Source organism: Kitasatospora atroaurantiaca, assembly GCF_007828955.1.
In the GTDB taxonomy this organism is placed as follows: domain Bacteria; phylum Actinomycetota; class Actinomycetes; order Streptomycetales; family Streptomycetaceae; genus Kitasatospora; species Kitasatospora atroaurantiaca.
In genome coordinates this window covers 6,614,798-6,637,509 of the sequence record NZ_VIVR01000001.1, presented here as the reverse complement: position 1 = coordinate 6,637,509, position 22,712 = coordinate 6,614,798, and the positions used below count along the sequence as shown (strand labels likewise).

Below are 22,712 nucleotides of genomic sequence, written 5' to 3'. Positions count from 1 at the left end.
CCTACCCCTGTGCGCGACACCCTCCGGGCGACCGCTGCGCGCGGGCGGAGGCGTAGAGGCAGACGGCGGCGGCCGTGGCGAGGTTGAGGCTCTCGGCGTGACCATGGATGGGCACGCGCACCACCTCGTCGGCGAGTGCGCGGGTCTCCTCCGGCAGGCCCCAGGCCTCGTTGCCGAAGACCCAGGCTCCGGGGGCGCCCAGGGTGCCCTCGTCCAGCTCCTGGTCGAGGTCCCGCTCCCCCGCCCCGTCGGCCGCCAGCACCCGTACGCCCGCCTCACGCAGCCGCCCGACGGCCTCCTCGACCGGGACGCCGACGGCGAACGGGAGGTGGAACAGGCTGCCGACGGAGGCCCGGACGGCCTTCGGGTTGTACGGGTCCACCGACGCGTCGGTGAGGATCACCGCGTCCGCACCGGCCGCGTCGGCGGTACGCAGCACGGTGCCGGCATTCCCGGGGTCGCGGACGTGGGCCAGCACGGCGACCAGCTGCGGGCGGGCCTTGAGCACCTCCTCGAAGGGGGTGTCCAGGAAGCGGCAGAGGGCGACGATGCCCTGCGGGGTGACGGTGTCGCAGATCTCGGCGATCACCTCGTCGCTGGCGGTGAGCACCGGCAGGCCTTCGGCTCGGGCGGCCGAGACGATGTCGGCGTGCCGCTCGGCGGCCTCCGGGGTCAGGTAGATCTCGACCACGACATGCTCGGCCGACCCCGTCGGCTGCCCGTACGCGACGGCCTCGCGGACGGCCTGCGGGCCCTCGGCGAGGAAGCGCCGCTCCTTGCTGCGCTGGTTCCGCTTGGCCAGCTTGCGGGCCGCGATGACGCGGGGCGAGCGCAGGGAGGTGAGCAGGGGGGCGTCGGGGCTGTGCATGGTCTCGTCTCTGTGGGAGTAAAGGCCCTGGATGCACTCAGACCCGCAGGCGAGCCTGCGGGTCTGAGTTACTCGGCTGACGGGATCAGCCGGAGTGGATCAGGCGGCAACCTTGGGAGCGTTGACGTCCTCGGGCAGCGCCTTCTGGGCCACCTCGACCAGCGCGGCGAACGCGCCCGGGTCGTTGACGGCCAGCTCGGCCAGCATCTTGCGGTCGATCTCGACGCTGGCGGCCTTCAGACCCTGCACGAAGCGGTTGTAGGTGATGCCGTTGGCACGGGCCGCAGCGTTGATGCGCTGGATCCAGAGCTGGCGGAAGTCACCCTTACGCTTCTTGCGGTCGTTGTAGTTGTAAACGAGCGAGTGGGTGACCTGCTCCTTGGCCTTGCGGTACAGGCGCGACCGCTGGCCGCGGTAGCCGCTGGCCCGCTCGAGGATGACCCGGCGCTTCTTGTGGGCGTTCACTGCCCGCTTGACGCGTGCCACTTCATTACTCCTTGGGTTGGACCACGGACTACTTCACGTGGTCCGTCATGACGAATGGATCGGGAGGATCAGCTGCCCCGCTGCTCCAGGAAGCGGCGGGTGGGCGATCACTTGCCGAGAAGCTTCTTGATCTTCTTCGCGTCGGCCGGGGCGAGCTCGACGGTGCCGGCGAGCTTGCGGGTCAGCGTCGAGGGCTTGTGCTCGAGCAGGTGGCGACGGCCGGCACGCTCGCGCAGCACCTTGCCGGAGCCGCTGATCTTGAAGCGCTTGCTGGCGCCGCTGTGGGTCTTTTGCTTCGGCATGTCGCCGTTTCTCCTCGTCGGTCCGTCCGACCGCCCGCGCGTTTCCGCACGGGCGGGGACTGGATTGATCCTGATACTCAGGGCAGGCCGCCCCGGTACCTCAGTGTGGCCGGTCCGCTCGGGCCGCCGTGAGCACTGGGCTCAGGCGTCCTGAGTGGCCTCGGCCGGCTGCTCGACCTCGGCGTCCTCGACGTCGGCCGCGTCGGCCTCCGCCTCGGCTGCCTCCGCCTCGGCCGCCGCGTTCTCGGCCTCGAGAGCAGCGTCGTCATCCGCGACCTGGGCGTCGTCCGAGCCGGTGTTCCGGCCCTGGCGCTCGGCCTTGCGGGCGTCCGCTGCGGCGCGGGCCTCGGCCATCGCCTCGGTCTTCTTCTTGTGCGGGCCGAGAACCATGATCATGTTGCGGCCGTCCTGCTTGGCCGAGGACTCCACGAAGCCCAGGTCCTGGACGTCGTTCGCCAGCCGCTGCAGCAGTCGGAAGCCCAGCTCGGGGCGGGACTGCTCACGACCGCGGAACATGATCGTGATCTTGACCTTGTCGCCCTGCTTGAGGAACCGGACGACGTGACCCTTCTTGGTGTCATAGTCGTGCGGGTCGATCTTCGGCCGGAGCTTCATCTCCTTGATGACCGTGTGCGCCTGGTTCTTGCGCGCCTCACGGGCCTTCATGGCCGACTCGTACTTGAACTTGCCGTAGTCCATGAGCTTGCACACCGGCGGCCGGGCGGTCGCCGCGACCTCGACCAGGTCGAGGTCGTACTCCTGCGCAAGCTCCAGCGCCTTGGCAAGCGGCACAATGCCGACCTGCTCGCCGCTGGGACCGACGAGTCGCACCTCGGGGACGCGAATCCGGTCGTTGATGCGGGGCTCGGTGCTGATGGGGCCTCCTCGGTTGCACCTTCTGCGATGCGGCCGTCGGACGGCGGTCGCACGTAGTGGACTCGACCACTGGGCGGGGCTTCATTCGTGCTGCGCTGCCTACTCGCTGGTGGGCTGCATGCACCGCGACACGAAAAAAGCCCCGCTCGGTACACAGGCGGGGCTCCACACAACCGGGGGCGGCGCCCTGGTGAGGGACGCTGCTGGCGACTACCGATACCTTGCGGCCGATGTCGCGGACCGGGACCCGTCGACCGCTAGGCCGATCAGGTGGGAGACTTTCGCGGTTGCCCTCTCGGGCCTCCTGAGTGGAGCCTCCACTTGCTGGCCGGGAGGTCTTGCGATCTCCTGGCCGGTCAGTCTCGAAGCATACCAGCGTTTCTCCCGGGAGTGTTATTCCGCTCAACCGACAGGCGAACCGTCCGTCACCTCACGGGCCCCTTGTACGCTCCCTGCTGTACGCATCAGCACTACGGAGTGAGCCACCTTGAGCAGCCAGCCCACCGACAGCAACGACGAGGCGACCGGCTTCGACGACCTCACCCGCGACATCGCCGAGGTCCCGGCCGTCGAGGTGATCACCACCGTCGCGGTGCACCTGATGAGCGCGGCCGCCGTGAAGTGCGGGCTCGCCGAGAGCGGCGAGGCGGACAAGGACCTGGACGAGGCCCGCAAGCTGATCACCGCGCTGGCCGGCCTGGTCACCGCCGGGGCTCCCGAGATCAGCAACTTCCACGCGGCTCCGCTGCGGGACGGCCTGAAGTCACTGCAGCTCGCCTTCCGCGAGGCCTCGCTCGTGCCGGACGCTCCCGGCGCGGGCCCCGGCGAGAAGTTCACCGGGCCCGTCTACAGCTGACGCGGCTCCGGCAGGCCCGACGCGACTTCGGCGAGCCTGACGACCTCGACGAGCCTGACGCGTTCGGCGAGCCAGGAGGGGCGCGGGGAACTGCGCGAATCGGAAGGCCCTCTCCGTCACCGCTCCGCTGTCAGCAAGAGGCACCCTGTTGCGCATTGCGCTTCGGGTTGCCACTTGTTCTCGGTGGTCCGGTGGGCGGTGGGGGCCTTCCGGTTTCGCGCAGTTCCCCGCGCCCCTGGTGGTTCGCCCTGCCTGCTGAGGGTTAGCCCTGGCTCTTGAGGAGGGCCAGGTCGAGGCCGTTGGTGAGTCGGACCCGTAGGACGGGGTCTGCCGCGAGGGCGGCGGCGAGTCGCTGGGACAGCTGCCGGACGGCGTCCTCGGAGAGACCGTCCGCCAGGCTCAGGGCCAGAATGCCGTCGGTCTCGGCGGACGGGCGGAACTCGGCGCGGAGCACGTCGGGCTCGGCCGCCAACAGGACGCCCACCGCCTCGTGGACCGCCGGGTCCTGCGCGGGCGGCAGGTACGTCCGGTTCTCGGCGACGGCCCGCATCCGGGCCCCGGTCAGCTGGTACGTGACCGGGCCCGCCGGGTCGATGAGCAGCGTGTCAGCACGCTCCGAGTACGCGGCGAGGACGGCCTGCGGCGCGGCGACCGGCGCCGGACGGGCGTCCGCGCGCCAGCGGGCCAGGGTCTCCAGCGAGGTGAAGGCGGGCAGCGCGCGGCGCCCGTCGGGGGCCTCGATCACCGGGACGGCCATGTCGCTGGTCTTCTCGTGCTTCAGCCCGGTGGCATCGGTCTCCACCTCGCCGAGCAGGGCGACGATCGGGACCATCAGCCGGCTCGGCGTCAGCGCGGCGAGCAGCTCGGGCTCGGCCGCCCGGTCCTTCGACCAGGCGGCCAGGGCCTGGGCGAGGCGCGGGTCAGCGGTGCCGTCGTCGTCGGCGAATCCGGGGTTCGGGATGTTCTTGTGGTCCACCCGGTGAGCGTATGCCACCACCGCCCGGGGATTCTCAGGAGGCGCTCACCCGCGGCTCAGGGCGGGCCAAGCGAGGCCGTCGAGCATCGGCGGCATGGCAGAAGGAAGTCGAAGGGCCGCCCGGGCCGCCGCCCGTCACCGGCGTCGGGTGTGGCGGACGGTGGTGTCGGCGCTGGTGCTCGCCCTGGCGGGGGCGGGGCTGTATCTGTCGTTGGCCACGGCGAGCCGCTCCGCGACCACCACCGTCGCCGCGGTGCAGAGCGCCAGCCCGTCCGCGAGCCCCACCGTCGATCTGGACGCCGTGCTCGCGACCGCCGTCGCCGGCGCCGCTTCGGAGGCCGAGGGACACGTCTCGGTGGCCGTCCTGGACGTGGCCTCGGGCGCCCGGGCCACGTACGGCTCGGACGCCGTCGTGACGGCCAGCATCGTGAAGGCCGACATCCTGGCCGCGCTGCTCTGGCAGGCGCAGCAGGCCGGGCGCGAGCTGACGGCCGCACAGAAGGCGGCGGCCGCGCTGATGATCGAGCAGAGTGACAACACCTCGGCCGGCACGCTCTTCGAGGCGGTCGGCGGGGCGGACGGCCTGGACGAGGCCAACCAGGCCTTCGGGCTGACCCGGACCACGGCGGGCACGGACGGGTACTGGGGGCTGACCAGCACCACCGCGGCCGACCAGTTGAGGCTGCTTCAGGTGATCTTCGGCGCCGACTCGGTGCTGGACGCGGACTCGCAGAGCTATCTCCAGGGCCTGATGGGGAAGATCAGCACCGACCAGGACTGGGGCGTGTCGGCGGCCGACGAGGACGGGGCCCACACCCTCAAGAACGGCTGGCTGCCCCGCTCCGACAGCGGCCTGTGGGTGGTGAACAGCATCGGGCGGGTCACCCATGACGGGCGTGACGTCCTGGTCGCCGTCCTCTCCGACGGGAACAGCACTCAGGCGACGGGCATCGCCACGGTCGAGTCGATGGCGGTCGCCGCCGTGGAGACACTGACCGGTCAGGCCTCCGGCTGACCTCTACCCACCGGTAGGGGCGGTGTGGCAGTCTGCGCCCATGGCGAACCTCGTGGCCTCCCCCGGAACCGCATCCGACCGCGCCCGCTACGACCGGGCCACCGCGCATCTCGACGCACCGCTGGCCATCGTCGACCTGGACGCCTTCGACGCCAACGCCGCCGACCTGGTGCGCCGGGCGGCCGGCAAGCCGATCCGGGTGGCGAGCAAGTCGGTGCGCTGCCGGGCCCTGCTCGAGCGGGTGCTGGCGATGGAGGGCTTCGCCGGGATCATGAGCTTCACGCTGGCCGAGTCGATCTGGCTGGCCCGCTCCGGCTTCGAGGACATCCTGCTCGCCTACCCCTCCGCCGACCGGGCCGGGTACGCCGAGCTGACCGCCGACCCCAAGCTGGCGGGCAGCATCACCGTGCTGCTGGACGACCCGGCGCAGCTGGACCTCATCGACGCCGCCCGCGAGGGCGCCGAGGAGGTGCGGGTCTGCCTGGAGCTGGACACCGCGCTGCACCTGTTGGGCGGCCGGGTCCGGGTCGGCGCGCGGCGCTCGCCGCTGCGCACGCCCGAGGCGCTGGGCGCCTTCGCGGAGCTGGTCCAGCGCCGCCCGGGCTTCCGGGTGGTCGGGCTGATGGCGTACGAGGGGCACATAGCGGGCGTCGGGGACCGCATCGCCGGGCGGCCGGTGCGCTCGCGCATGATCCAGCTGATGCAGTCCAAGGCGCGGACCGAGCTGGCCGAGCGGCGGGCCGCGGTGGTGCGGCGGCTGCGGCAGGTGGCCGAGCTGGAGTTCGTCAACGGCGGCGGGACGGGCAGCGTGGAGACCACGGTGGCCGAGCGGGCGGTCACGGAGGTGGCCGCGGGCTCGGGGCTGTACGTGCCCCGGCTGTTCGACAACTACCGCTCGTTCCAGGGCCGTCCGGCGGCGCTGTTCGCACAGCCGGTGGTCCGGCGGCCGGGCGTCGGGGTGGTGACGGTGCTGGGCGGCGGGTACCCGGCGTCGGGTGCCGCCGGCGCGGACCGCTCGCCGGTGCCGTACCTGCCCGAGGGGCTCAGGTACGACCCGCAGGAGGGGGCGGGCGAGGTGCAGACCCCGCTGTTGGGTTCGGCGGCCGACGACCTGCTGATCGGCGACCGGGTCTGGTTCCGGCATGCCAAGGCCGGCGAGCTGTGCGAGCGCTTCGCCGAGCTGCACCTGATCGAGGGCGACCGGGTGGTGGAGACCGTTCCGACGTACCGAGGGGAAGGACGGACCTTCCTGTGACGGGTGTCGGAGGGCTGCCGTAGGCTGACGGACAGTCAGAAGGATGAGGGGGAGGCCATGGAGGCGGAGATCGTCGCACTGGCGACGTCGGGGGCCACCACGCTGGTCGGCCTGATGGCCACCGAGCTGTGGACGCAGGCGCGGGGGCGCTTCGCGGCGCTGTTCGGGCGGGCGAGGGCGGAGGCCATGGCGGAGGAGCTGGAGGTGGTGCGCGAGGAGGTCCTGTCGGGGGGTGACAGCGAAGCGGCCGCCTCGGAGTGGGCGTCCCGGCTGCGCCGCGCGCTGGCCGCGGACCCGCAGGCGGCGGCCGCCCTGCGGGCGCTGCTGGACGAGTTCGCCCCGGGCGAGGCCGGTGGTCCGGCCACGGTGCAGAACACCGTCAACGCCAGGACGTTCCACGGGACCGTGATACAGACGGGCCGGATCGGGGACATGAGGATCAATCCGGGGTCCTGAGCCCCGGGGCGGGGCCTACGCGCGAGCCCCCGTTCCCCTTCCGCGGATCTGCCGGGAAGGGGGACGGGGATGCGGGTCCGTCAGGCCTTGGTACCGCCGGAGGCACCGCCGAGGCCCTTGCCGGTGTAGTCGGTGATGCTCTTGACGATGTCGTCCATCTGGTCCACCTTCGGTGCCTTCGCATCGATGTCGAAGCCGAGGCGTACGGAGACCAGGGACTTGCCGTTCGCGGTCGGGAAGACGACCGACTCCACGTAGCCGTCATTGCCCTGCGGCGCGTCGACCTTCCAGCGGACCAGGTAGCCGCTGCGGCCGTTGACGGTGACGGCCTCCGACTTCAGCTCCTCGTGCGACTTGATGTCGCCGTAGGACTCCTTCGCCGCCGCCGCGATGTCCTGCTGGGCCGCCTGCTTGGCGTCGGTGCCCTTCAGCCGGCCGGTGACCACACCGCCGAGCGAGCACTCCCCGCTGCCGCCGGGGCAGCTGTACGAGCCGACGGCGAGGGCGGCGAATCCGCTGCCGGTGGTGCCGCCGCTCCAGCCGGACGGGAACGGGAGGCTGATCCGGTTGACGACGTCGACGGCCACGCCGTCCGTGGCGGTGCCGCCGCCGCTGCCGCCGTTGGAGCCGTCGTTGGAACCCCCGCCGTTGCCGCCCGGGCCGCCCTGGCCGCCGAAGCCGTCACCGCCGAAGCGGTAGCCCGGCCGGCCGTCGCCCTGCCGAGCCGACTTGGTGTCGGACCTGCCGTCCATGGCCAGGTACGTGACCCCGGAGCCGACCGCAAGACCGGCCAGCGCCGCGATCGTCGCCGCGATCACCACCGGCTTGGGGAGCTTCCTGCGTGCGGCAGGGGCCGCGCCCGGCTCGGTACCCACCGTGGGCAGCTCGGGGAAGCGGACCGCCGGCCCGCTCTGCAGCACCTCCCCCTCCAGCACCTTGGTATCGGCGGTGCCGCCGTTGCCGGCCTCCGGGGCGGGCGCCGGCCCGTCGCCGGGGGCGGGCCTGGTGCTCGCCGTCCAGCCCTTGCCGTCCCACCAGCGCTGGGGCCGGGGGTCACTGGTGGTGTCCTGCGGATCCGGGTACCACCCGGCGGGAATCTGCTCGCTCACGGGAAAGAATCTAAGGGCCCGCAGATAAGCGGGATATCAGTGCAACGCTGAATCGGCCCCTTTCCCGATGAGATTCCGGTGAGAATCAACAGCAGGGCCGGGCCGGCCCGGCTACAGCGGAGTCACGTACGCCCCCGAGATCCCTCCGTCCACCAGGAACTCGCTCGCGGTGATGAAGGAGGAGTCGTCGCTGGCCAGGAAGGCGACCGCGGCGGCGATCTCCTCCGGCCGGGCGAACCGGCCGAGCGGGATGTGCACCAGCCGGCGGGCGGCCCGCTCCGGGTCCTTCGCGAACAGCTCCCGCAGCAGCGGGGTGTCGACCGGCCCCGGCGAGAGCGCGTTGACCCGGATGCCCTCCCGGGCGAACTGCACACCCAGCTCGCGCGACATCGCCAGCACTCCGCCCTTGGAGGCGGTGTAGGAGATCTGCGAGGTGGCCGCGCCCATCCGCGCCACGAAGCTCGCCGTGTTGATGATCGAGCCGCGGCCGTGCCGCCGCATGTACGGCAGTGCGGACCGGCAGCACAGGTAGACGGAGGTGAGGTTGGCCTCCTGCACCCGGCGCCAGACGTCCTGGCCGGTGGTGAGGATGGAGGCGTCCTCGGGCGGCGAGATGCCCGCGTTGTTGAAGGCCACATCGACGCTCCCGTACGTCTCGTACGCCTCGTCGAAGAGCGCCTCCACCATGTACGGGTCGGTGACGTCGGTGTGCACGAAGAGGCCGCCGACCTCCTGCGCGGCCGCCCGGCCCGTCGCCTCGTCGAGATCGGCGCAGACCACCTTGGCGCCCTCCGAGGCGAGCCGGCGCGCCGCGGCCAGACCGATGCCGCTGCCGGCCCCGGTGACCACGGCGACCCGGCCGGTCAGCCGGCGGCAGACGTGAGTGTCCGTCACAGGCACTCCCTCCTCGATCACTCAGGGAGATCTTTCGATTACCGAGAACCGTACGGCCTGCCACTGACACTGCGGCAGATGACTGGCCGTGCCCGGCGGGTTGACCGTGATTCGACCGCACCGCGGCAGCCGGACGAGGAGAATCCGGCCATGACGACGAAGCCCGTGATCGGCATCAGCACCTACCTCACCGACGCCAAGTGGGACCACTGGACCGCGCAGCGCGCCGTCCTGCTCCCCGAGCGCTACCCCTTGCTGGTCAGGGCCGCCGGCGGGGTGGCCTTCATGCTGCCGCCGGACGCGCCGGAGCTGGCGCCGGAGGTGGTCGCCCGGCTGGACGGGCTGGTGATCGCGGGCGGCCCGGACGTGAACCCGGCGCTGTACGGCGCGCAGCCGCACCCGCAGACCCGCGCGTGCGCGCCGGAACGCGACCTGTGGGAGGCCGCCCTGCTGCGCGCCGCGCTGGCGGCCAGGCTGCCCCTGCTCGGCGTCTGCCGGGGCATGCAGCTGCTGAACGTGGTGTGCGGCGGATCCCTGATCCAGCACCTCGACCAGGTGGAGCTGCACCTCGGGAAGGCCGACCGGTACGGGGAGCACGCCGTCCGGCCGGTGCCGGGCACGCTGCTGGGCGAGCTGCTGCCGGAGGAGTCCACGGTGGTACCGGCCTACCACCACCAGGGCGTGGAGCGGCTCGGCGAGGGTCTGACGGTCGGTGCGCTGGCCGAGGACGGCACCATCGAGGCGGTGGAGGGCACCGGCTTCACCCTCGGCGTGCAGTGGCACCCGGAGCAGGGCGCGGATCTGCGGGTGATGCAGGCCCTGATCCGGGCCGCGGCCGCGAAGCCGGCACCGGCCGAGCTGCTGCCCACGAGGGGCTGAGGACGGCTCAGCCCGGCGGCAGCCCCGCCAGGGTGGCCAGCACTCCGAGCGCCCCGGCGCCGAGCAGGCAGCTGACGGTCCCTCGGCGGGCCGCGAGCAGCCAGAGCAGGGCCAGGGCGAGGACCGCCGCCTGCCACGGGTACTGCAGGGCGAGCCCGAGCGGCACGGCCGAGCCCGCGATGGCGCCGGTGACGGCGGGGCCCGCGCCGGTCATGAAGTCCTGCACACGCCGGTCCGCGCGCAGCCGGTCGAAGTGGGCCGCACCGAACAGCACGAAGAGGAAGGAGGGCATGAAGGCCACGGCGGCGGCCAGCAGTCCGCCCGCGATCCCGGCGGCGGCGTACCCGACGACGGCGACGGTCTGCACCACCGGGCCCGGGGTCACCTGGCCGAGCGCCACGGCGTTCAGGAACTGGCCGTCCGTCATCCAGTGGTAGCGGTGCACGGCGTCGTACTGCATCAGCGGGATGATCACGAACCCGCCGCCGTACGACAGCGCCCCGACCTTGAACGCCACCCAGGCCAGCGCCCCGAGCCCGCCGGCCGCGGGCACCGAGCCGACGAGCAGCGGCAGCACGGCGCGGTGCCCGGCCCGGCGTACGGCGATCTCGGTGAGCCCGGACCCCAGCAGGACCAGGACCAGCCAGGGCCCGGTCAGCACCGCGGCCGCCCCGCCCGCCAGCGCGTAGCCGGCCCAGCGGGCCCGCGCCGCCCGGCCCGGGCCCGCGCGCTTCAGACTGGCGGGTACCAGCGCGGCGGCGGCCTGCAGGGCGACCGCCGGTACGGCCGCGCCCGCGCCCGCCGCCGCACCGAGCACCCAGGCCGGCGGGTCGCCCGCGAGGAAGAGCACGGACAGCGCGAGGATCAGCACGAGCCCGGGAGCGATGAAGCAGGCACCCCCGACCAGCGCGCCCGGCGCGCCGCGCAGCCGCCAGGCGGTGAAGATCGCAAGCTGGGTGGAGGCCGGTCCGGGCAGCAGGTTGGTGGCGGCGATCCCGTCCTCGAACTCGTCCGCGCGCAGCCAGCCGCGCCGCTCCACACAGAGGCGGCGCAGCAGCAGGATGTGCGCGGGAGGGCCGCCGAAGCCGAGGCAGCCGATCCGTCCCCACTCGCGGGCGATCGTGCGAAGTCCTACCCGTTCCATTGCCGCTCCCCTGTTCGCGTCCGCGCGCAGACCCTACCGGCCGGACTCCGGCCGGTGGAGGGCCGGTCGGGCGGCAACGACAACGGTCACCAGTGCAGCCTTTGGATCTTCGTCCGATCTGAGGTTCACTTCCGGTGCGGGGCGGATCGGCCCTGGCCGCTGAGCGTTCGGGAGAGGACGTCGATGTCCAGCCACGACCATGACCACGGCGCACACGACCACGGCGGGCACGGGAGCCACCGCGGCCACTCGCACGGTGTGGCCGCCGATGCCGACCGCCGCTGGCTGCTGAGCGCACTGACGCTGATCGTGGCCTTCATGGCGGGCGAGGTCGTGGTCGGCTTCGCCGCCAAGTCGCTGGCGCTGATCTCCGACGCGGCGCACATGCTGACCGACGCCGCCTCCATCGTGCTGGCGCTGGTGGCGATGCGGCTGTCCGCACGCCCGGCCCGCGGCGGATACACGTACGGGCTCAAGCGGGCCGAGATTCTCTCCGCCCAGGCCAACGGCGTCACCCTGCTGGTCCTGTCGGCCTGGCTCGGGTACGAGGCAATCAGGCGGCTGGTGAACCCACCCGAGGTGACGGGCTCGCTGGTACTGATCACCGCCCTGGTCGGCATCGTCATCAACCTCGCGGCGACCTGGTGCATGTCCAAGGCCAACCGGACCTCGCTGAACGTCGAGGGCGCCTTCCAGCACGTGGTGACCGACCTGTACGCCTTCATCGCGACCGCCGTCGCCGGTGTGATCATCCTGACCACCGGCTTCCTGCAGGCGGACGCGATCGCCTCGCTGATCGTGGTCGCGCTCATGCTGCGGGCCGGCATCGGCCTGGTCCGGGACTCCGGACGGATTTTCCTGGAGGCCGCCCCGGCCGGGATCGACCCGGACGCCGTGGCCGACCGGCTGGTGGCGGCCCCGCTGGTGGTGGAGATCCACGACCTGCACATCTGGGAGATCACCTCGGGCCAGCCCGCGCTCTCGGCGCACATCCTGGTCGCTCCCGGCGGCGACTGCCATGCGGTCCGCCGCGGGCTGCAGCGGCAGCTGCGGGACGACTACCGGATCACCCACGCCACCCTGCAGGTCGACCACGTGGGCACCGACGAGGACCAGGAGCTGCTGCAGATCACCGAGCCCGCCGCGGCCTTCCCGGACCACTGCGGCGACTCGCACGGCCCGGTGCACCGCAGCGGCCCGCACGAGCACTGAGCCGCTACCGGCGATCCGTCAGTCCGGTACGGCATGATCTGAGGGGTGACCGCACCCCGACTGATGCTGCTCGACTCGGCGAGCCTCTACTTCCGTGCCTACTTCGGCGTGCCGGAGTCCCTGAAGTCACCCGACGGGCAGCCGGTGAACGCCGTGCGCGGCCTGCTCGACTTCATCGCCCGCCTGGTCCAGGATCACCGCCCCGACCAGCTGGTCGCCTGCATGGACGCCGACTGGCGCCCGCAGTGGCGGGTGGACCTCATCCCGACGTACAAGACCCACCGGGTCGCCGCGGAGGCGACCCAGGAGGGCGAGGAGGAGATCCCGGACACCCTCGCCCCGCAGGTGCCGATCATCGAACAGGTGCTGGACGCCCTGGGCATCGCCCGGGTCGGCTCGCCGGGCTACGAGGCGGACGACGTGATCGGCACCCTCGCCACCCGTGCCAAGGGCCCGGTGCAGATCGTCACCGGGGACCGCGACCTCTTCCAGCTGGTCGACGACGAGCGGCAGATCACCGTGCTCTACCCCGTCAAGGGCGTCGGCAGCCTGCAGACCGTCGACGAGGCCGTGCTGGTGGAGAAGTACGGGGTGCGGGGCGCCCTGTACGCCGACCTGGCGGCGCTGCGCGGTGACCCGAGCGACGGGCTGCCGGGTGTCAAGGGCATCGGCGAGAAGACCGCCGCCCAGCTGCTGCAGACGTACGGCGACCTGGCGGGCATCCGGCGAGCCGCGCTGGACCCGGTCTCCAGGCTCACCCCGGCCCGCCGCAAGAACCTTCTCGAGGGCTCGGCGTACCTGGACGTCGCGCCGACCGTCGTGCGGGTGGCGACCGATGTACCGCTGCCCGAGTTCGACCCGGCCGTGCCGCACGAGCCGCTCGACCCGATGACCCTCGAGGAGCTCTCCACCCGCTGGGGCCTCGGCGGCTCACTGGACCGAGTCCTCTCCGTCCTGACCGCCTGAAAGCTGCGCAGGTGGGCACCCCCAACAGGGGCGCGGGGAACTGCGCTGCCAACCACGCACCTCGCTGAACTGTCCGCTCCCCCCGGTTGCACTCCCCAGGGGCGCGGGGAACTGCGCGACCAAGGCCCTACGAAGCTGCATCGCTGATCGCGCAGTTCCCCGCGCCCCTGGGGATACCCCTACCCGCACGGCCGACCAAAGCCGGGGAGCTGCGAGACGCTGCACGGCCGGTCGCGCAGGTGCCCGCGCCCCTGGTGGGGTGCCCGTCAGCCGACGGAGGAGTAGGCGATGATGCCGCGGCGCAGGGCGTCGACCGCCTTGCGGGCGGTGCCGCGCAGCTGGGCGTCCTCGCCGGCCGCGTCCTGGATCTGCCCGAGCACGTCGATCAGCTGCTTCGTCCAGCGGACGAAGTCGCCGGCCGGCATGTCGGCGTCGCGCAGGACGGAGTCCAGGTTGTGGCCGAGCGCCCAGCGGTACGCGACCCAGGCGAAGCCCAGGTCGGGCTCGCGCTGGCCGACGCCCTCGTCGGTGTTGATCCGGTGCTGCTCCTCCAGGGCGTCCAGGTGGCCCCAGATCCGGACCATCTTGCCGAGCGCCTCCTTGGCGTTGCCCTCGGGGACCCGGGGGGCGGCCGCGTCGTCGGCCTGCCGGGCCTCGTACACCAGCGCCGAGGCGCAGGCGGCGAGCTCGGCCGCGCCGAGTTCGCTCCAGACGCCCTCGCGGATGCACTCCGAGGCCAGCAGGTCGAGCTCGCCGTACAGCCGGCCGAGGCGCTTGCCGTCCGGGGTGACGGTGTCGCCCTGGAGGTAACCGAGGTCGGTGAGCAGGCCGCAGATCCGGTCGAAGGTGCGGGCGATGGTGTGGGTGCGGGAGCGCATCTTGCGTTCCAGCAGGTCGGTGTCGCGGTGCAGGCGGTGGTAGCGCTCGGCCCAGCGTGCGTGGTCCTCGCGCTCGTCGCAGCCGTGGCAGGGGTGCCGGCGCAGCGCCGTGCGCAGGCGGGTGATCTCCGGGTCGTCGGCGGCGGCCGCACGGCCCTTGCGGAACCGCTCGGGCTCCAGGTGGCCCGCCTTGGTCCGCAGGGCGGAGGCGAGGTCACGCCGGGACTGCGGGCTGCGCGGGTTGAAGGACTTGGGGATCTTCACCCGCTCGATCGCGCTGACCGGGTGCGGGAAGTCGATCATCGCGAGCCGCTTGACCTGCCGTTCGGCGGTGAGCACCACCGGGCGCGGCCCGTCCTGGTAGTCGGGGTGCCGGGTGGTCCGCGGTGAGCGGCTGACCGGCGGCAGGCCGGGGTCGAGGACCAGTGCGAGCCCGGCGAACTTGCCGGTCGGCACGTGGATCACGTCGCCCGGCTTGAGCTGCTCGATCGACTCGATGGCCGCGGACCGGCGCTGGCTGGTGCCCTCGCGGGCGAGCTCGTTCTCACGGTCCTTCAGCTCGCGGCGCAGGCCCATGTACTCGTCGAAGTCCCCGAGGTGACAGGTCATCGACTCGCGGTAGCCCTCCAGGCCCTCCTCGTTGCGCTGGACCTGCCGGGCGATGCCGACCACCGAGCGGTCGGCCTGGAACTGCGCGAAGGAGGTCTCCAGGAGCTCCCGCGAGCGGTGCCGGCCGAACTGGCCGACCAGGTTGACGGCCATGTTGTACGAGGGCCGGAACGAGGACCGCAGCGGGTAGGTGCGGGTGCCCGCCAGCCCGGCGAGGGCCTCGGGGTCGAGCCCGCGCTGCCAGAGCACGACCGCATGGCCCTCGACGTCGATGCCGCGCCGCCCGGCCCGGCCGGTGAGCTGGGTGTACTCGCCGGGGGTGACGTCGGCGTGGGTCTCGCCGTTCCACTTGACCAGCTTCTCCATGACCACCGAGCGGGCGGGCATGTTGATGCCGAGGGCGAGCGTCTCGGTGGCGAAGACCGCCTTGACCAGGCCCTTGACGAAGAGCTCCTCGACGACCTCCTTGAACCTCGGCAGCATGCCGGCGTGGTGGGCGGCGATGCCGCGCTCCAGGCCGTCCAGCCACTCGAAGTAGCCGAGGACGTGCAGGTCCTCGTCGGGGATGTCGGCGCAGCGCTCCTCGACGATCGCCCGCACCTGGTGCCGCTCGCTGTCGCGGTTGAGGCGAAGCCCGGAGGTCAGGCACTGCTGGACGGCCGCCTCGCAGCCGGCCCGGCTGAAGATGAAGGTGATCGCGGGCAGCAGGCCCTCGGCGTCGAGGCGGTCGATGACGTCCACCCGGCCCGGCGTCCAGACCCGGCCAGGTCGGCCGTTGGGCATCGAGCGGCCACGGCCCTTGCCGAAGCGGTCGCCGGCGCGCGGGTTGGCGGCCTGCTCGGAGCGGGCGAGCCGGACCAGCTCGGGGTTGACCGCCTTCGCCGGGTTGCGCGGCGCGTCCTTGGGCCGGCCGTCCCGGTCGGGGTTGGCGAAGAGGTCGTACATCCGGTTCCCGGCCATCACGTGCTGCCAGAGCGGCACCGGGCGGTGCTCGGAGACGATGACCTTGGTGCCGCCGCGGACGGTGTCCAGCCAGTCGCCGAACTCCTCGGCGTTGGAGACGGTGGCGGAGAGCGAGGCGAGGACGACGGACTCCGGGAGGTGGATGATCACCTCTTCCCAGACGGCGCCGCGGAAGCGGTCGGCGAGGTAGTGGACCTCGTCCATGACCACGTAGCCGAGGCCGTCGAGGGACTGCGAGCCCGCGTAGAGCATGTTGCGCAGCACCTCGGTGGTCATCACCACGATCGGTGCGTCGCCGTTGACGCTGTTGTCACCGGTGAGCAGACCGACCTTGGCGGCGCCGTAGCGCTTGACCAGATCGGTGAACTTCTGGTTCGACAGGGCCTTGATCGGCGTGGTGTAGAAGCACTTGCGGCCCGCCTGCAGGGCAAGGTGGACGGCGAACTCGCCGACGATGGTCTTGCCGGAGCCCGTGGGGGCGGCGACCAGGACGCCCGAACCTTCCTCCAGGGCCTGGCAGGCCTCGATCTGGAAGGGGTCGAGCGGGAAGTCGTAGAGCTGCTGGAAGCCGTAGAGGGCGGTGGCCTGCTCCTTGGCGCGGCGCCGGAAGGCCGCGTACGCCTCGGCGGGGCTGAGCTCCTCAGTCTCCCGGTTCTCGGGCATGGCGCTGTCCATCTGCGTCACCTCTTCTTCCCGTGGGAGTGCGGCCCGTGTGGGCGAGACGGGGGCGCAGACGGCGACGCCTGCGGCTGCGAGGACCGTCCGGCGGAGGCCGGCGCCTGCGTGCAGCACATGTGGTTGGTGTGGTGATCGAGCATCTCAGCCTGAGATTACCCCTCTGGACTGACATCGATAGCACCGTTTTCCGGCGGACCGAGCGCCCTCGCCGGGGTCGGGCGCTTTGGCGCCTTGTCGACTCGGTTCCGGCCACCGCCGTCGCAACCTGGCGCGTTCGAGCCTGTGCAGGGAGTCACAGGAGTGTTCGAATGACTCGGCACCAGGCACCAGGCACAGCACGCACACCGAACCCACCTTCCGAGAGAGGCACCGGCATGCTGGCGACCCGCCATCGGCTCACGTTCCGCCTGACGACCCTTCTGCTCAGCGTCCTCACCGCCTGCGGGCTCGGCCTGGCCGGCGCGGCGACCGCCGGCGCCACCGAGCTGAACGGCAAGAGCGAGTCGGGAGAGTTCTGCGTCTACGGCGGCCCCAACACCACGTACCAGATCCTCGACCTCTACCTCTCGCGCGGTGACTTCAGCCAGCTGAGCTGGCCGCTCTACGGCGGGTCACCCAACGACCGCAACGAGTCGTACTGGAACCTGGACAGCTACACCTGGCACGTCTACACCGACAGCAACCGGGGCGGGCGCCACGGCTGGATCGACCCGGGCGTCTCCTCCAACGCCTCCAGCACCTTCTGGCACCAGGTCTCCTCCGCGTACTACACCGCCTCCTGAGCCGACCCGGCACGCCACCGTGGCACTGCCCGCACCGCCGGGCGGTGCCACCGCCACTTCCCGACCGTCACCACCCCGCGCACCAGGAGCAGCCTTGCCCAGCCGGCCGAAGCCGACCACCTCGTCAGCCGTTCTCGCCCCAGCCCTCGCGGCGCTGGCCGCCCTCGTCCTGTCGGCCTGTTCGGGTACCGGCTCCGCCTCGGACGTCGCCGTGGCCACGACGCCGACGCTGCTGAACACGGCGACGCTCAGGCTGCCCATGCAGGACTACATCCCGAGCACCCGGCAGCTGAGCGAACTGGGCCGGGCGCAGCGGGTCCTCACGGCCCAGTGCATGGCCCGGTACGGCTACCGGTACCGCATCCCCGAGCTCCCCGAGCGGCCGTCCGAGGGCGGCGAGAACGGGCGCAGGTACGGGCTCACCGACCCGGAGGCCGCCGCCTCGACCGGGTACGGCGCGGACGAGGCGAACCAGCCCGCCAAGCCGGCCCGGCCCTCGATGGACGCGGCGGAGACGCTGGTGCTGAGCGGCTCGGGGAACCTGGATCCGAAAACCCTGCCGAAGACCCAGGCGGAGGCCGAGAAGTCCGGCCGCAGCGACGGTGAGGTGAACGGCAAGCCGGTGCCGGTCGGCGGCTGCACCCGCGAGGGGTACCTGAAGCTGTGGATGCCCGCCGCGGACTCCCGGGACCCGATGCGGGTGCAGGACCTGGACGCCGAGGCGTACAGCCGCTCCCGTCAGGACAGCCGGGTGGTCAAGGCGACCGAGGCCTGGACGGAGTGCATGGCGAAGAAGGGCTACCACGCCAAGAACCCGGTGAGCCCGCAGCCGGAGCTCGGGCTGACCCCGGCCACGTTCACCTCCCCGGAGGGGGTCACGGCGGCGACCGCCGACGTCGGCTGCAAGCGCGAGGTCAACCTGGTGGGGATCTGGTACTCGGTGGAGTCGGCCTACCAGAACCGGCTGATCGAGAAGAACACCGAGCTGCTGCGCGCCACCAGGAAGCAGCAGGACGACGCACTCCGGCTCGCCGCACAGTTGATCGCTCAGGCCGGATGAATCAGATCCACAGTTGCAAATGTCTTCAACCAGTCGATGATGCGTCGGACTTCACAGCCAATCCGGTCCGATTCGATCGCTTCTGATCATTCGTCATGACTCCGGAGGCTGCTCCCTACAGTCGGATCACCGAGCCCGCCGAACCGGTGCGGGCCTCGCCGACAGGAGGATCGCGATGGCGAATCTGGAGACCGCGCTCAAGGAAGCCATGGCCATCGACGGCGCGATGGGCGTCGCACTGGTGGACTACGGCAGCGGGATGGCCCTCGGCTCGCTCGGGGACGGCGCGGAGATCGACCTCAACGTCGCCGCGGCGGGCAACACCGACCTGGTCCGCGCCAAGATGCGCACGATGGAGATGCTCAACCTCCACGACAACGACATCGAGGACATCCTGATCAGCCTCACCACCCAGTACCACCTGATCCGGCCGCTGACCACGCAGACCGGCCGGGGCCTCTTCCTCTACCTGGCCCTCAACCGCGTCCGCGCCAACCTCGCGATGGCCCGGCACCAGCTCCGGATCATCGAGACGGGTCTTGAGATCTGACCGGGGACCATCTGCTGACGGACCGTCGGAAAGGGGCAGGAGGCGTGCCCGTACCGCTGTACCAAGCCAAGGCCGAGTTCTTCCGGATGCTCGGTCACCCGGTGCGGATCCGGGTACTGGAACTGCTGCAGGCCGGCCCCACCCCGGTTCGCGACCTCGTCGTGGCGCTGGACGTCGAGCCGTCCAGCCTCTCGCAGCAGCTCGCGCAGCTGCGCCGGGCCGGGCTGGTCACGGCCACCCGGGAGGGGTCGACGGTGGTGTACGCGCTGGCGGGTGCGGACGTCGCCGATCTGCTGCGGGCGGCCCGGCGGATCCTCACCGAGCTGCTCGCCGACCAGGGCGTACTGCTCGCCGAGCTGCGCGCGGCCGACTGAGGGCGTCCGCCGGTGGGCGAGGCAACGGGCCAACCACAGGGGCGCGGGGAACTGCGCGAGATCGGAAGGCAACGACCTGCGCCCTACCGCTTCGCGCAGTTCCTCGCGCCCCTGGGATACCCCATCCTGACGGTGCACCTACTGGCGGAGCCTCTGAGCGGCAATCGGGCGGCGGCGTCAGCGGCCGAGGAGCTCCCCGATCCCGGCCGCCAGCGCCCGGTACTCCTCCGGCCGGTTGTACAGCTGCGCGCTGATCCGCAGCACTCCCCCGCCCGCCCACGGCCGGACGGCGATCCGGGCGTTCAGCCGCCGCCGGACCGCCACCATCAGCGCCTTGGCGGTGTGCTCGCTCTCCGCACAGCCGGGCGGCAGCCGCACCGCCCGCATCGCCGACCCCTCCATCGCGGGCAGCGCCCGCAGCCCGGCCCGGTCCGTCAGCACCCGTTGCCCGTACGCGGCCAGCGCCGTGTTGTGGGCCCGGACTCGCCCGGGGCCGAGCCGCTCCAGCAGGGCGAAGCCCTTCGGTGCGGCCAGCCAGGGGGTGTAGTCGCAGGTCCCGCGCCACTCCACCCGGCCGGGGAAGCCGCGGTCGTGCTCCCAGGAGAGCATCAGCGGCCGGACCTGCGACCGCCGGGCGCCGTCGACGGCCAGGACCGCGGCGGCCCTCGGGGCGAAGGCCCACTTGTGCAGGTTGCCCACCCAGAAGTCGGCCCCGCCGGCCGCCTCCGCCAGGTCCACCGGCAGCATGCCGGGTGCGTGCGCGGCGTCCACCACGGTGATCACGCCCTGCTCGCGCAGTGCGGCGAGCAGGTCCTGCCCGGCGAGCTGACGCGCGGTGGGCGAGCTGACCAGGTCGAGGACGGCGACCCTGGTCCGCTCCCGGACGGCGGCCAGCACCTGCTCGCGAACGGCGGCCGGGTCGGGAGTGTGGAGCGACAGCCTGACGCTGCGCACCCGGGCGCCGGTCTCGGCGGCCCGGCGTTCGACGGCCCTGGTGACCGCGCCGTAGCCGTGGTCGGTCACCAGGATCTCGTCGCCCTCGGAGAGCGGGACGGACTCCAGCACCACCGCGATGCCCTCGGTGACGTTGGTCAGCAGGGCGAGGCGGTCGGCGCGGCCGCCGAGGGCGGCGGCCACCCGGGAGCGGGCGGCGGCGATCCGGTCCGGCAGATCGGCGAAGAAGCCGTCCGGGTCTCCTTCCTGCTCCGCCCGGAGGCGGGCCTGGGTGCGCTGGACCGGCAGCGGGACGGCACCGTACGAACCGTGGTTGAGGTGCGCCACGGCCGGGTCGAGGCTGAACAGCTCCCGGGCGCCCGGGACCGGGCCGGGCGGTTCGGCGGTCATACCGGCTCCCCGAAGATCAATGGTGTGTGACATTTCACACTGCATACTTCTAGCCGAGATCGGCCGCCCGCGGCAACCATCGGCCCGTGACCCACACCGATCCCTTCCTCGCCCTGAGCGCCCGCACCGGCCGCTTCAGCTACGGCTCACCACGCGCCGTCACCCTCTCCGCCGACGGCTCCCGGCTGCTGTTCCTCCGTTCCACCGGCCCGGAGGACCCGGTCGAGCGGCTCTGGCTGTTCGACCTGACCACCCGCCAGGAGCGCCTGGTGGCCGACCCGGCCGCACTCATCCCCCGGCGCACCGGAGCCCCGGCCGCACTGCCCGCCCTGGAACGGCGGCTGCGCGAGCGGCTGCGGCTGTGGGCGCCGGGCATCGGCACGTATGCCGCCACCGCCGACTGCGCCACCGCCGTGCTCGCCCTCGACGGACGGATCTTCCATACCGACACGGCGAGCGGCGTCACCGCCGAACTCCCCACCGACGGGCCGGCGTTCGACCCACGCCCCGATCCTGCCGGGCGGCGTGTCGCCTACGTCAGTGGCAGCGCCCTGTACCTCACGGGCCGGGTGGGCCCGCTCTCCCCGCGCGACGGCGCCGTCTGGGGCGTCGCCGAGTTCGCCGCCGCGGAGGAGCTCGGCCGCACCCGGGGCCACTGGTGGTCACCGGACGGCGAGGCCCTGCTGGCCACCCGGATCGACGAATCGGCCCTCCCCCGGCAGTACTTCGCCGACCCCGCCCACCCGGAGCGCGAGCCCGAGAGCTTCGCGTACCCGCAGGCCGGCGGGCCCAACGCCGATCTCCAGCTCTGGGTGCTCGGACTGAACGGCCGCCAGGTCCGACTGCGCTGGGACAGCCTCGCCTTCCCGTACGTCTGCGCCGCCGGCTGGGAGAGCGAGGGCGAGATCCTGCTCACCGTCGCCGACCGGCTGCAGCAGACGGTCCTGCTGCTCAGCGCCGACCCGGCCGACGGCTCCACCCATGAACTCTCCCGCACCACCGACGAGTTCTGGGTGGACGACCTGCCCGGCACCCCGGCCCGACTGGCGGACGGACGGCTGCTCACCGCCACCGACACCCCGGACGGAACCGCGCGCGGCCTCGCGCTCGACGGCAAAACCCTCACCGACGAGCGCATTCAGGTACGGAGGGTGGTCGGCAGGCTGCACGGCCGGCTTCTGATCGAGGCCGGCGAGGGCGACCCGGCCGACCAGCACGTCTATCTGCTCGACCCCGACGGCGGGCCCCTGGAGCGGCTCAGCGAGGGGCCCGGGGTGCACTCCGCGCTGGCGGGCGGCGAGACCCTGCTGATCACCTCGGCCACTCCGGACGGCATCCGGCGCCAACTCCACCACCAGGGCTCGGTGTTCCCCCTCCCCGACCACTCCGCCGCGCTCCCCTACCGGGTCACCCCGCAGCTGGCCCGCGTCACCGAACTCGGCCTGCCCACCGCCGTGGTGTACCCGCGCGGACACCTCGCCGGGCACCGGCTACCGGTGCTGCTCGACGTCTACGGAGGCCCCGGCTACCAGGCCGTCGCCAACGAGCCGCGTCGCTGGCAGCACCGGCAGTGGTGGGCCGACCAGGGCTTCGCGGTGGTCACCACCGACAACCGCGGCACCCCCTTCGTGTCACCGGGGTTCACCCGGGCGATCTTCCGCAGGTTCTCCCAGGTGGCGCTGGACGACCAGGTCGCCGCCCTGCGGGCGCTGGCCACGACCCACCCCGACCTGGACCTCTCCCGGGTCGGCGTGCGCGGCTGGTCCTACGGCGGCTACTTCGCGGCGCTCGCCATACTGCGCCGCCCGGACGTCTTCCACGCCGCCTGCGCGGGCGCCCCGCCAACCGACTTCCGGCACTACGACACCGCGTACACCGAGCGCTACCTCGGCCTGCCGCAGGACAACCCGGAGGGCTACGAGGCCGACTGCCTGATCCCCGACGCACCGTCACTCAGCCGCCCGTTGCTACTGATCCACGGACTGGCCGACGACAACGTGCACCCCTCGCACACCCTGCTGCTCTCCGAGGCGCTCACCCGCGCCGGACGGGCCCACAGCGTGCTGCCCCTGCCCGGGGTCAGCCATATGACACCGGACGGCGTGAGTGAGCGGGTGGCCGAGGCCGAGCTCGCCTTCCTTCGCACCGCGCTGAGTTGACGCTTCGTCGACCCTCTTCCA

The 22,712-nt window shown here is 72.4% G+C and carries 22 protein-coding genes; 12 read left to right on the top strand and 10 right to left on the bottom strand.

Annotation, left to right across the window (positions count from 1 at the left end):
* Position 1: 1 nt before the first annotated feature.
* The 4 genes from FB465_RS29785 to infC form a co-directional block, all read right to left on the bottom strand.
* Positions 2 to 868 carry a TrmH family RNA methyltransferase gene (locus FB465_RS29785; RefSeq protein ID WP_145795518.1) on the bottom strand — a complete coding sequence of 289 codons (867 nt, stop codon included), beginning with the start codon at positions 866 to 868 and terminating at the stop codon, positions 2 to 4.
* A gap of 99 nt (positions 869 to 967) precedes the next feature.
* Positions 968 to 1,354, bottom strand: a complete 387-nt coding sequence (gene rplT / locus FB465_RS29780; protein ID WP_145795516.1) for a 50S ribosomal protein L20 — start codon at positions 1,352 to 1,354, stop codon at positions 968 to 970.
* 107 nt (positions 1,355 to 1,461) lie between these two features.
* Positions 1,462 to 1,656 (bottom strand): 50S ribosomal protein L35, encoded by a 195-nt coding sequence (gene rpmI, locus FB465_RS29775; RefSeq protein ID WP_030055648.1) that lies wholly within the window; start codon positions 1,654 to 1,656, stop codon positions 1,462 to 1,464.
* Between the two features lie 141 nt (positions 1,657 to 1,797).
* A complete protein-coding gene (gene infC / locus FB465_RS29770) occupies positions 1,798 to 2,532 on the bottom strand; it encodes a translation initiation factor IF-3 (RefSeq protein WP_145795514.1) in 735 nt (244 codons plus the stop codon).
* Positions 2,533 to 3,019: 487 nt separating this feature from the next.
* On the opposite strand from infC, the gene FB465_RS29765 reads away from it, so the two are divergent.
* Positions 3,020 to 3,388: a DUF1844 domain-containing protein gene (locus FB465_RS29765; protein ID WP_145795512.1), complete on the top strand. Its 369-nt coding sequence runs from the start codon at positions 3,020 to 3,022 to the stop codon at positions 3,386 to 3,388.
* 262 nt (positions 3,389 to 3,650) lie between these two features.
* Here FB465_RS29765 and FB465_RS29760 read toward each other — a convergent pair whose 3' ends face one another.
* A complete protein-coding gene (locus FB465_RS29760) occupies positions 3,651 to 4,364 on the bottom strand; it encodes an SseB family protein (protein WP_145795510.1) in 714 nt (237 codons plus the stop codon).
* A 94-nt stretch (positions 4,365 to 4,458) separates the two neighbouring features.
* Here FB465_RS29760 and FB465_RS29755 point away from each other — a divergent pair, with 94 nt between their 5' ends.
* From FB465_RS29755 to FB465_RS29745, 3 genes are read left to right on the top strand one after another with little or no spacing between them, the layout of a single operon-like run.
* Positions 4,459 to 5,379 (top strand): serine hydrolase, encoded by a 921-nt coding sequence (locus FB465_RS29755; RefSeq protein ID WP_145795508.1) that lies wholly within the window; start codon positions 4,459 to 4,461, stop codon positions 5,377 to 5,379.
* Between the two features lie 40 nt (positions 5,380 to 5,419).
* Complete coding sequence (locus tag FB465_RS29750; protein ID WP_145795506.1) at positions 5,420 to 6,634, top strand: amino acid deaminase/aldolase; 1,215 nt, start codon at positions 5,420 to 5,422, stop codon at positions 6,632 to 6,634.
* A gap of 57 nt (positions 6,635 to 6,691) precedes the next feature.
* Positions 6,692 to 7,090, top strand: coding sequence for a hypothetical protein (locus tag FB465_RS29745; RefSeq protein ID WP_145795504.1), 399 nt, complete (start codon positions 6,692 to 6,694; stop codon positions 7,088 to 7,090).
* Positions 7,091 to 7,170: 80 nt separating this feature from the next.
* Here the strand turns inward: FB465_RS29745 and FB465_RS29740 are convergent, their stop codons facing one another.
* Together FB465_RS29740 and FB465_RS29735 are read right to left on the bottom strand one after the other, a co-directional pair.
* Positions 7,171 to 8,199, bottom strand: coding sequence for a DUF2510 domain-containing protein (locus FB465_RS29740; protein WP_145795502.1), 1,029 nt, complete (start codon positions 8,197 to 8,199; stop codon positions 7,171 to 7,173).
* Positions 8,200 to 8,310: 111 nt separating this feature from the next.
* Positions 8,311 to 9,093 (bottom strand): 3-oxoacyl-ACP reductase, encoded by a 783-nt coding sequence (locus FB465_RS29735; RefSeq protein WP_145795500.1) that lies wholly within the window; start codon positions 9,091 to 9,093, stop codon positions 8,311 to 8,313.
* Between the two features lie 150 nt (positions 9,094 to 9,243).
* On the opposite strand from FB465_RS29735, the gene FB465_RS29730 reads away from it, so the two are divergent.
* Positions 9,244 to 9,972 (top strand): gamma-glutamyl-gamma-aminobutyrate hydrolase family protein, encoded by a 729-nt coding sequence (locus tag FB465_RS29730; RefSeq protein ID WP_145795499.1) that lies wholly within the window; start codon positions 9,244 to 9,246, stop codon positions 9,970 to 9,972.
* Positions 9,973 to 9,979: 7 nt separating this feature from the next.
* On the opposite strand, the gene chrA is transcribed toward FB465_RS29730, so the two are convergent.
* On the bottom strand, positions 9,980 to 11,116 hold the full coding sequence (chrA, locus tag FB465_RS29725; RefSeq protein WP_145795497.1) for a chromate efflux transporter: 1,137 nt from the start codon (positions 11,114 to 11,116) through the stop codon (positions 9,980 to 9,982).
* Positions 11,117 to 11,299: 183 nt separating this feature from the next.
* On the opposite strand from chrA, the gene FB465_RS29720 reads away from it, so the two are divergent.
* A complete protein-coding gene (locus FB465_RS29720) occupies positions 11,300 to 12,328 on the top strand; it encodes a cation diffusion facilitator family transporter (protein ID WP_145795495.1) in 1,029 nt (342 codons plus the stop codon).
* Between the two features lie 63 nt (positions 12,329 to 12,391).
* Positions 12,392 to 13,294 carry a 5'-3' exonuclease gene (locus tag FB465_RS29715; protein ID WP_145797671.1) on the top strand — a complete coding sequence of 301 codons (903 nt, stop codon included), beginning with the start codon at positions 12,392 to 12,394 and terminating at the stop codon, positions 13,292 to 13,294.
* A gap of 266 nt (positions 13,295 to 13,560) precedes the next feature.
* On the opposite strand, the gene FB465_RS29710 is transcribed toward FB465_RS29715, so the two are convergent.
* The gene (locus tag FB465_RS29710; RefSeq protein WP_145795494.1) at positions 13,561 to 16,419 is read right to left on the bottom strand and encodes a DEAD/DEAH box helicase; all 2,859 of its coding nucleotides are present in this window, start codon (positions 16,417 to 16,419) and stop codon (positions 13,561 to 13,563) included.
* 377 nt (positions 16,420 to 16,796) lie between these two features.
* Between FB465_RS29710 and FB465_RS29705 the strand changes: the two genes are divergently transcribed.
* From FB465_RS29705 to FB465_RS29690, 4 genes are all read left to right on the top strand, one after another.
* Complete coding sequence (locus FB465_RS29705) at positions 16,797 to 17,204, top strand: peptidase inhibitor family I36 protein (protein ID WP_170290719.1); 408 nt, start codon at positions 16,797 to 16,799, stop codon at positions 17,202 to 17,204.
* A 94-nt stretch (positions 17,205 to 17,298) separates the two neighbouring features.
* On the top strand, positions 17,299 to 18,264 hold the full coding sequence (locus FB465_RS29700) for a hypothetical protein (protein WP_145795490.1): 966 nt from the start codon (positions 17,299 to 17,301) through the stop codon (positions 18,262 to 18,264).
* 175 nt (positions 18,265 to 18,439) lie between these two features.
* Positions 18,440 to 18,814: a hypothetical protein gene (locus FB465_RS29695; protein ID WP_145795488.1), complete on the top strand. Its 375-nt coding sequence runs from the start codon at positions 18,440 to 18,442 to the stop codon at positions 18,812 to 18,814.
* Positions 18,815 to 18,858: 44 nt separating this feature from the next.
* On the top strand, positions 18,859 to 19,188 hold the full coding sequence (locus tag FB465_RS29690; RefSeq protein WP_145795486.1) for an ArsR/SmtB family transcription factor: 330 nt from the start codon (positions 18,859 to 18,861) through the stop codon (positions 19,186 to 19,188).
* 177 nt (positions 19,189 to 19,365) lie between these two features.
* Here the strand turns inward: FB465_RS29690 and FB465_RS29685 are convergent, their stop codons facing one another.
* Positions 19,366 to 20,532, bottom strand: coding sequence for an aminotransferase class V-fold PLP-dependent enzyme (locus tag FB465_RS29685; RefSeq protein ID WP_145795485.1), 1,167 nt, complete (start codon positions 20,530 to 20,532; stop codon positions 19,366 to 19,368).
* Positions 20,533 to 20,618: 86 nt separating this feature from the next.
* Here FB465_RS29685 and FB465_RS29680 point away from each other — a divergent pair, with 86 nt between their 5' ends.
* Positions 20,619 to 22,691, top strand: coding sequence for a S9 family peptidase (locus FB465_RS29680; protein WP_145795483.1), 2,073 nt, complete (start codon positions 20,619 to 20,621; stop codon positions 22,689 to 22,691).
* The last annotated feature ends 21 nt before the right edge of the window (positions 22,692 to 22,712 follow it).

Coding starts and splice junctions, on each gene's coding strand:
- FB465_RS29685 (WP_145795485.1), bottom strand. CDS start 20,532: ATGACCGCCGAACCGCCCGGCCCGGTCCCGGGCGCCCGGGAGCTGTTC.
- FB465_RS29755 (WP_145795508.1), top strand. CDS start 4,459: ATGGCAGAAGGAAGTCGAAGGGCCGCCCGGGCCGCCGCCCGTCACCGG.
- rpmI (WP_030055648.1), bottom strand. CDS start 1,656: ATGCCGAAGCAAAAGACCCACAGCGGCGCCAGCAAGCGCTTCAAGATC.
- FB465_RS29720 (WP_145795495.1), top strand. CDS start 11,300: ATGTCCAGCCACGACCATGACCACGGCGCACACGACCACGGCGGGCAC.
- FB465_RS29750 (WP_145795506.1), top strand. CDS start 5,420: ATGGCGAACCTCGTGGCCTCCCCCGGAACCGCATCCGACCGCGCCCGC.
- FB465_RS29705 (WP_170290719.1), top strand. CDS start 16,797: ATGCTGGCGACCCGCCATCGGCTCACGTTCCGCCTGACGACCCTTCTG.
- FB465_RS29715 (WP_145797671.1), top strand. CDS start 12,392: ATGCTGCTCGACTCGGCGAGCCTCTACTTCCGTGCCTACTTCGGCGTG.
- FB465_RS29695 (WP_145795488.1), top strand. CDS start 18,440: ATGGCGAATCTGGAGACCGCGCTCAAGGAAGCCATGGCCATCGACGGC.
- FB465_RS29785 (WP_145795518.1), bottom strand. CDS start 868: ATGCACAGCCCCGACGCCCCCCTGCTCACCTCCCTGCGCTCGCCCCGC.
- chrA (WP_145795497.1), bottom strand. CDS start 11,116: ATGGAACGGGTAGGACTTCGCACGATCGCCCGCGAGTGGGGACGGATC.
- FB465_RS29730 (WP_145795499.1), top strand. CDS start 9,244: ATGACGACGAAGCCCGTGATCGGCATCAGCACCTACCTCACCGACGCC.
- FB465_RS29745 (WP_145795504.1), top strand. CDS start 6,692: ATGGAGGCGGAGATCGTCGCACTGGCGACGTCGGGGGCCACCACGCTG.
- FB465_RS29710 (WP_145795494.1), bottom strand. CDS start 16,419: ATGGACAGCGCCATGCCCGAGAACCGGGAGACTGAGGAGCTCAGCCCC.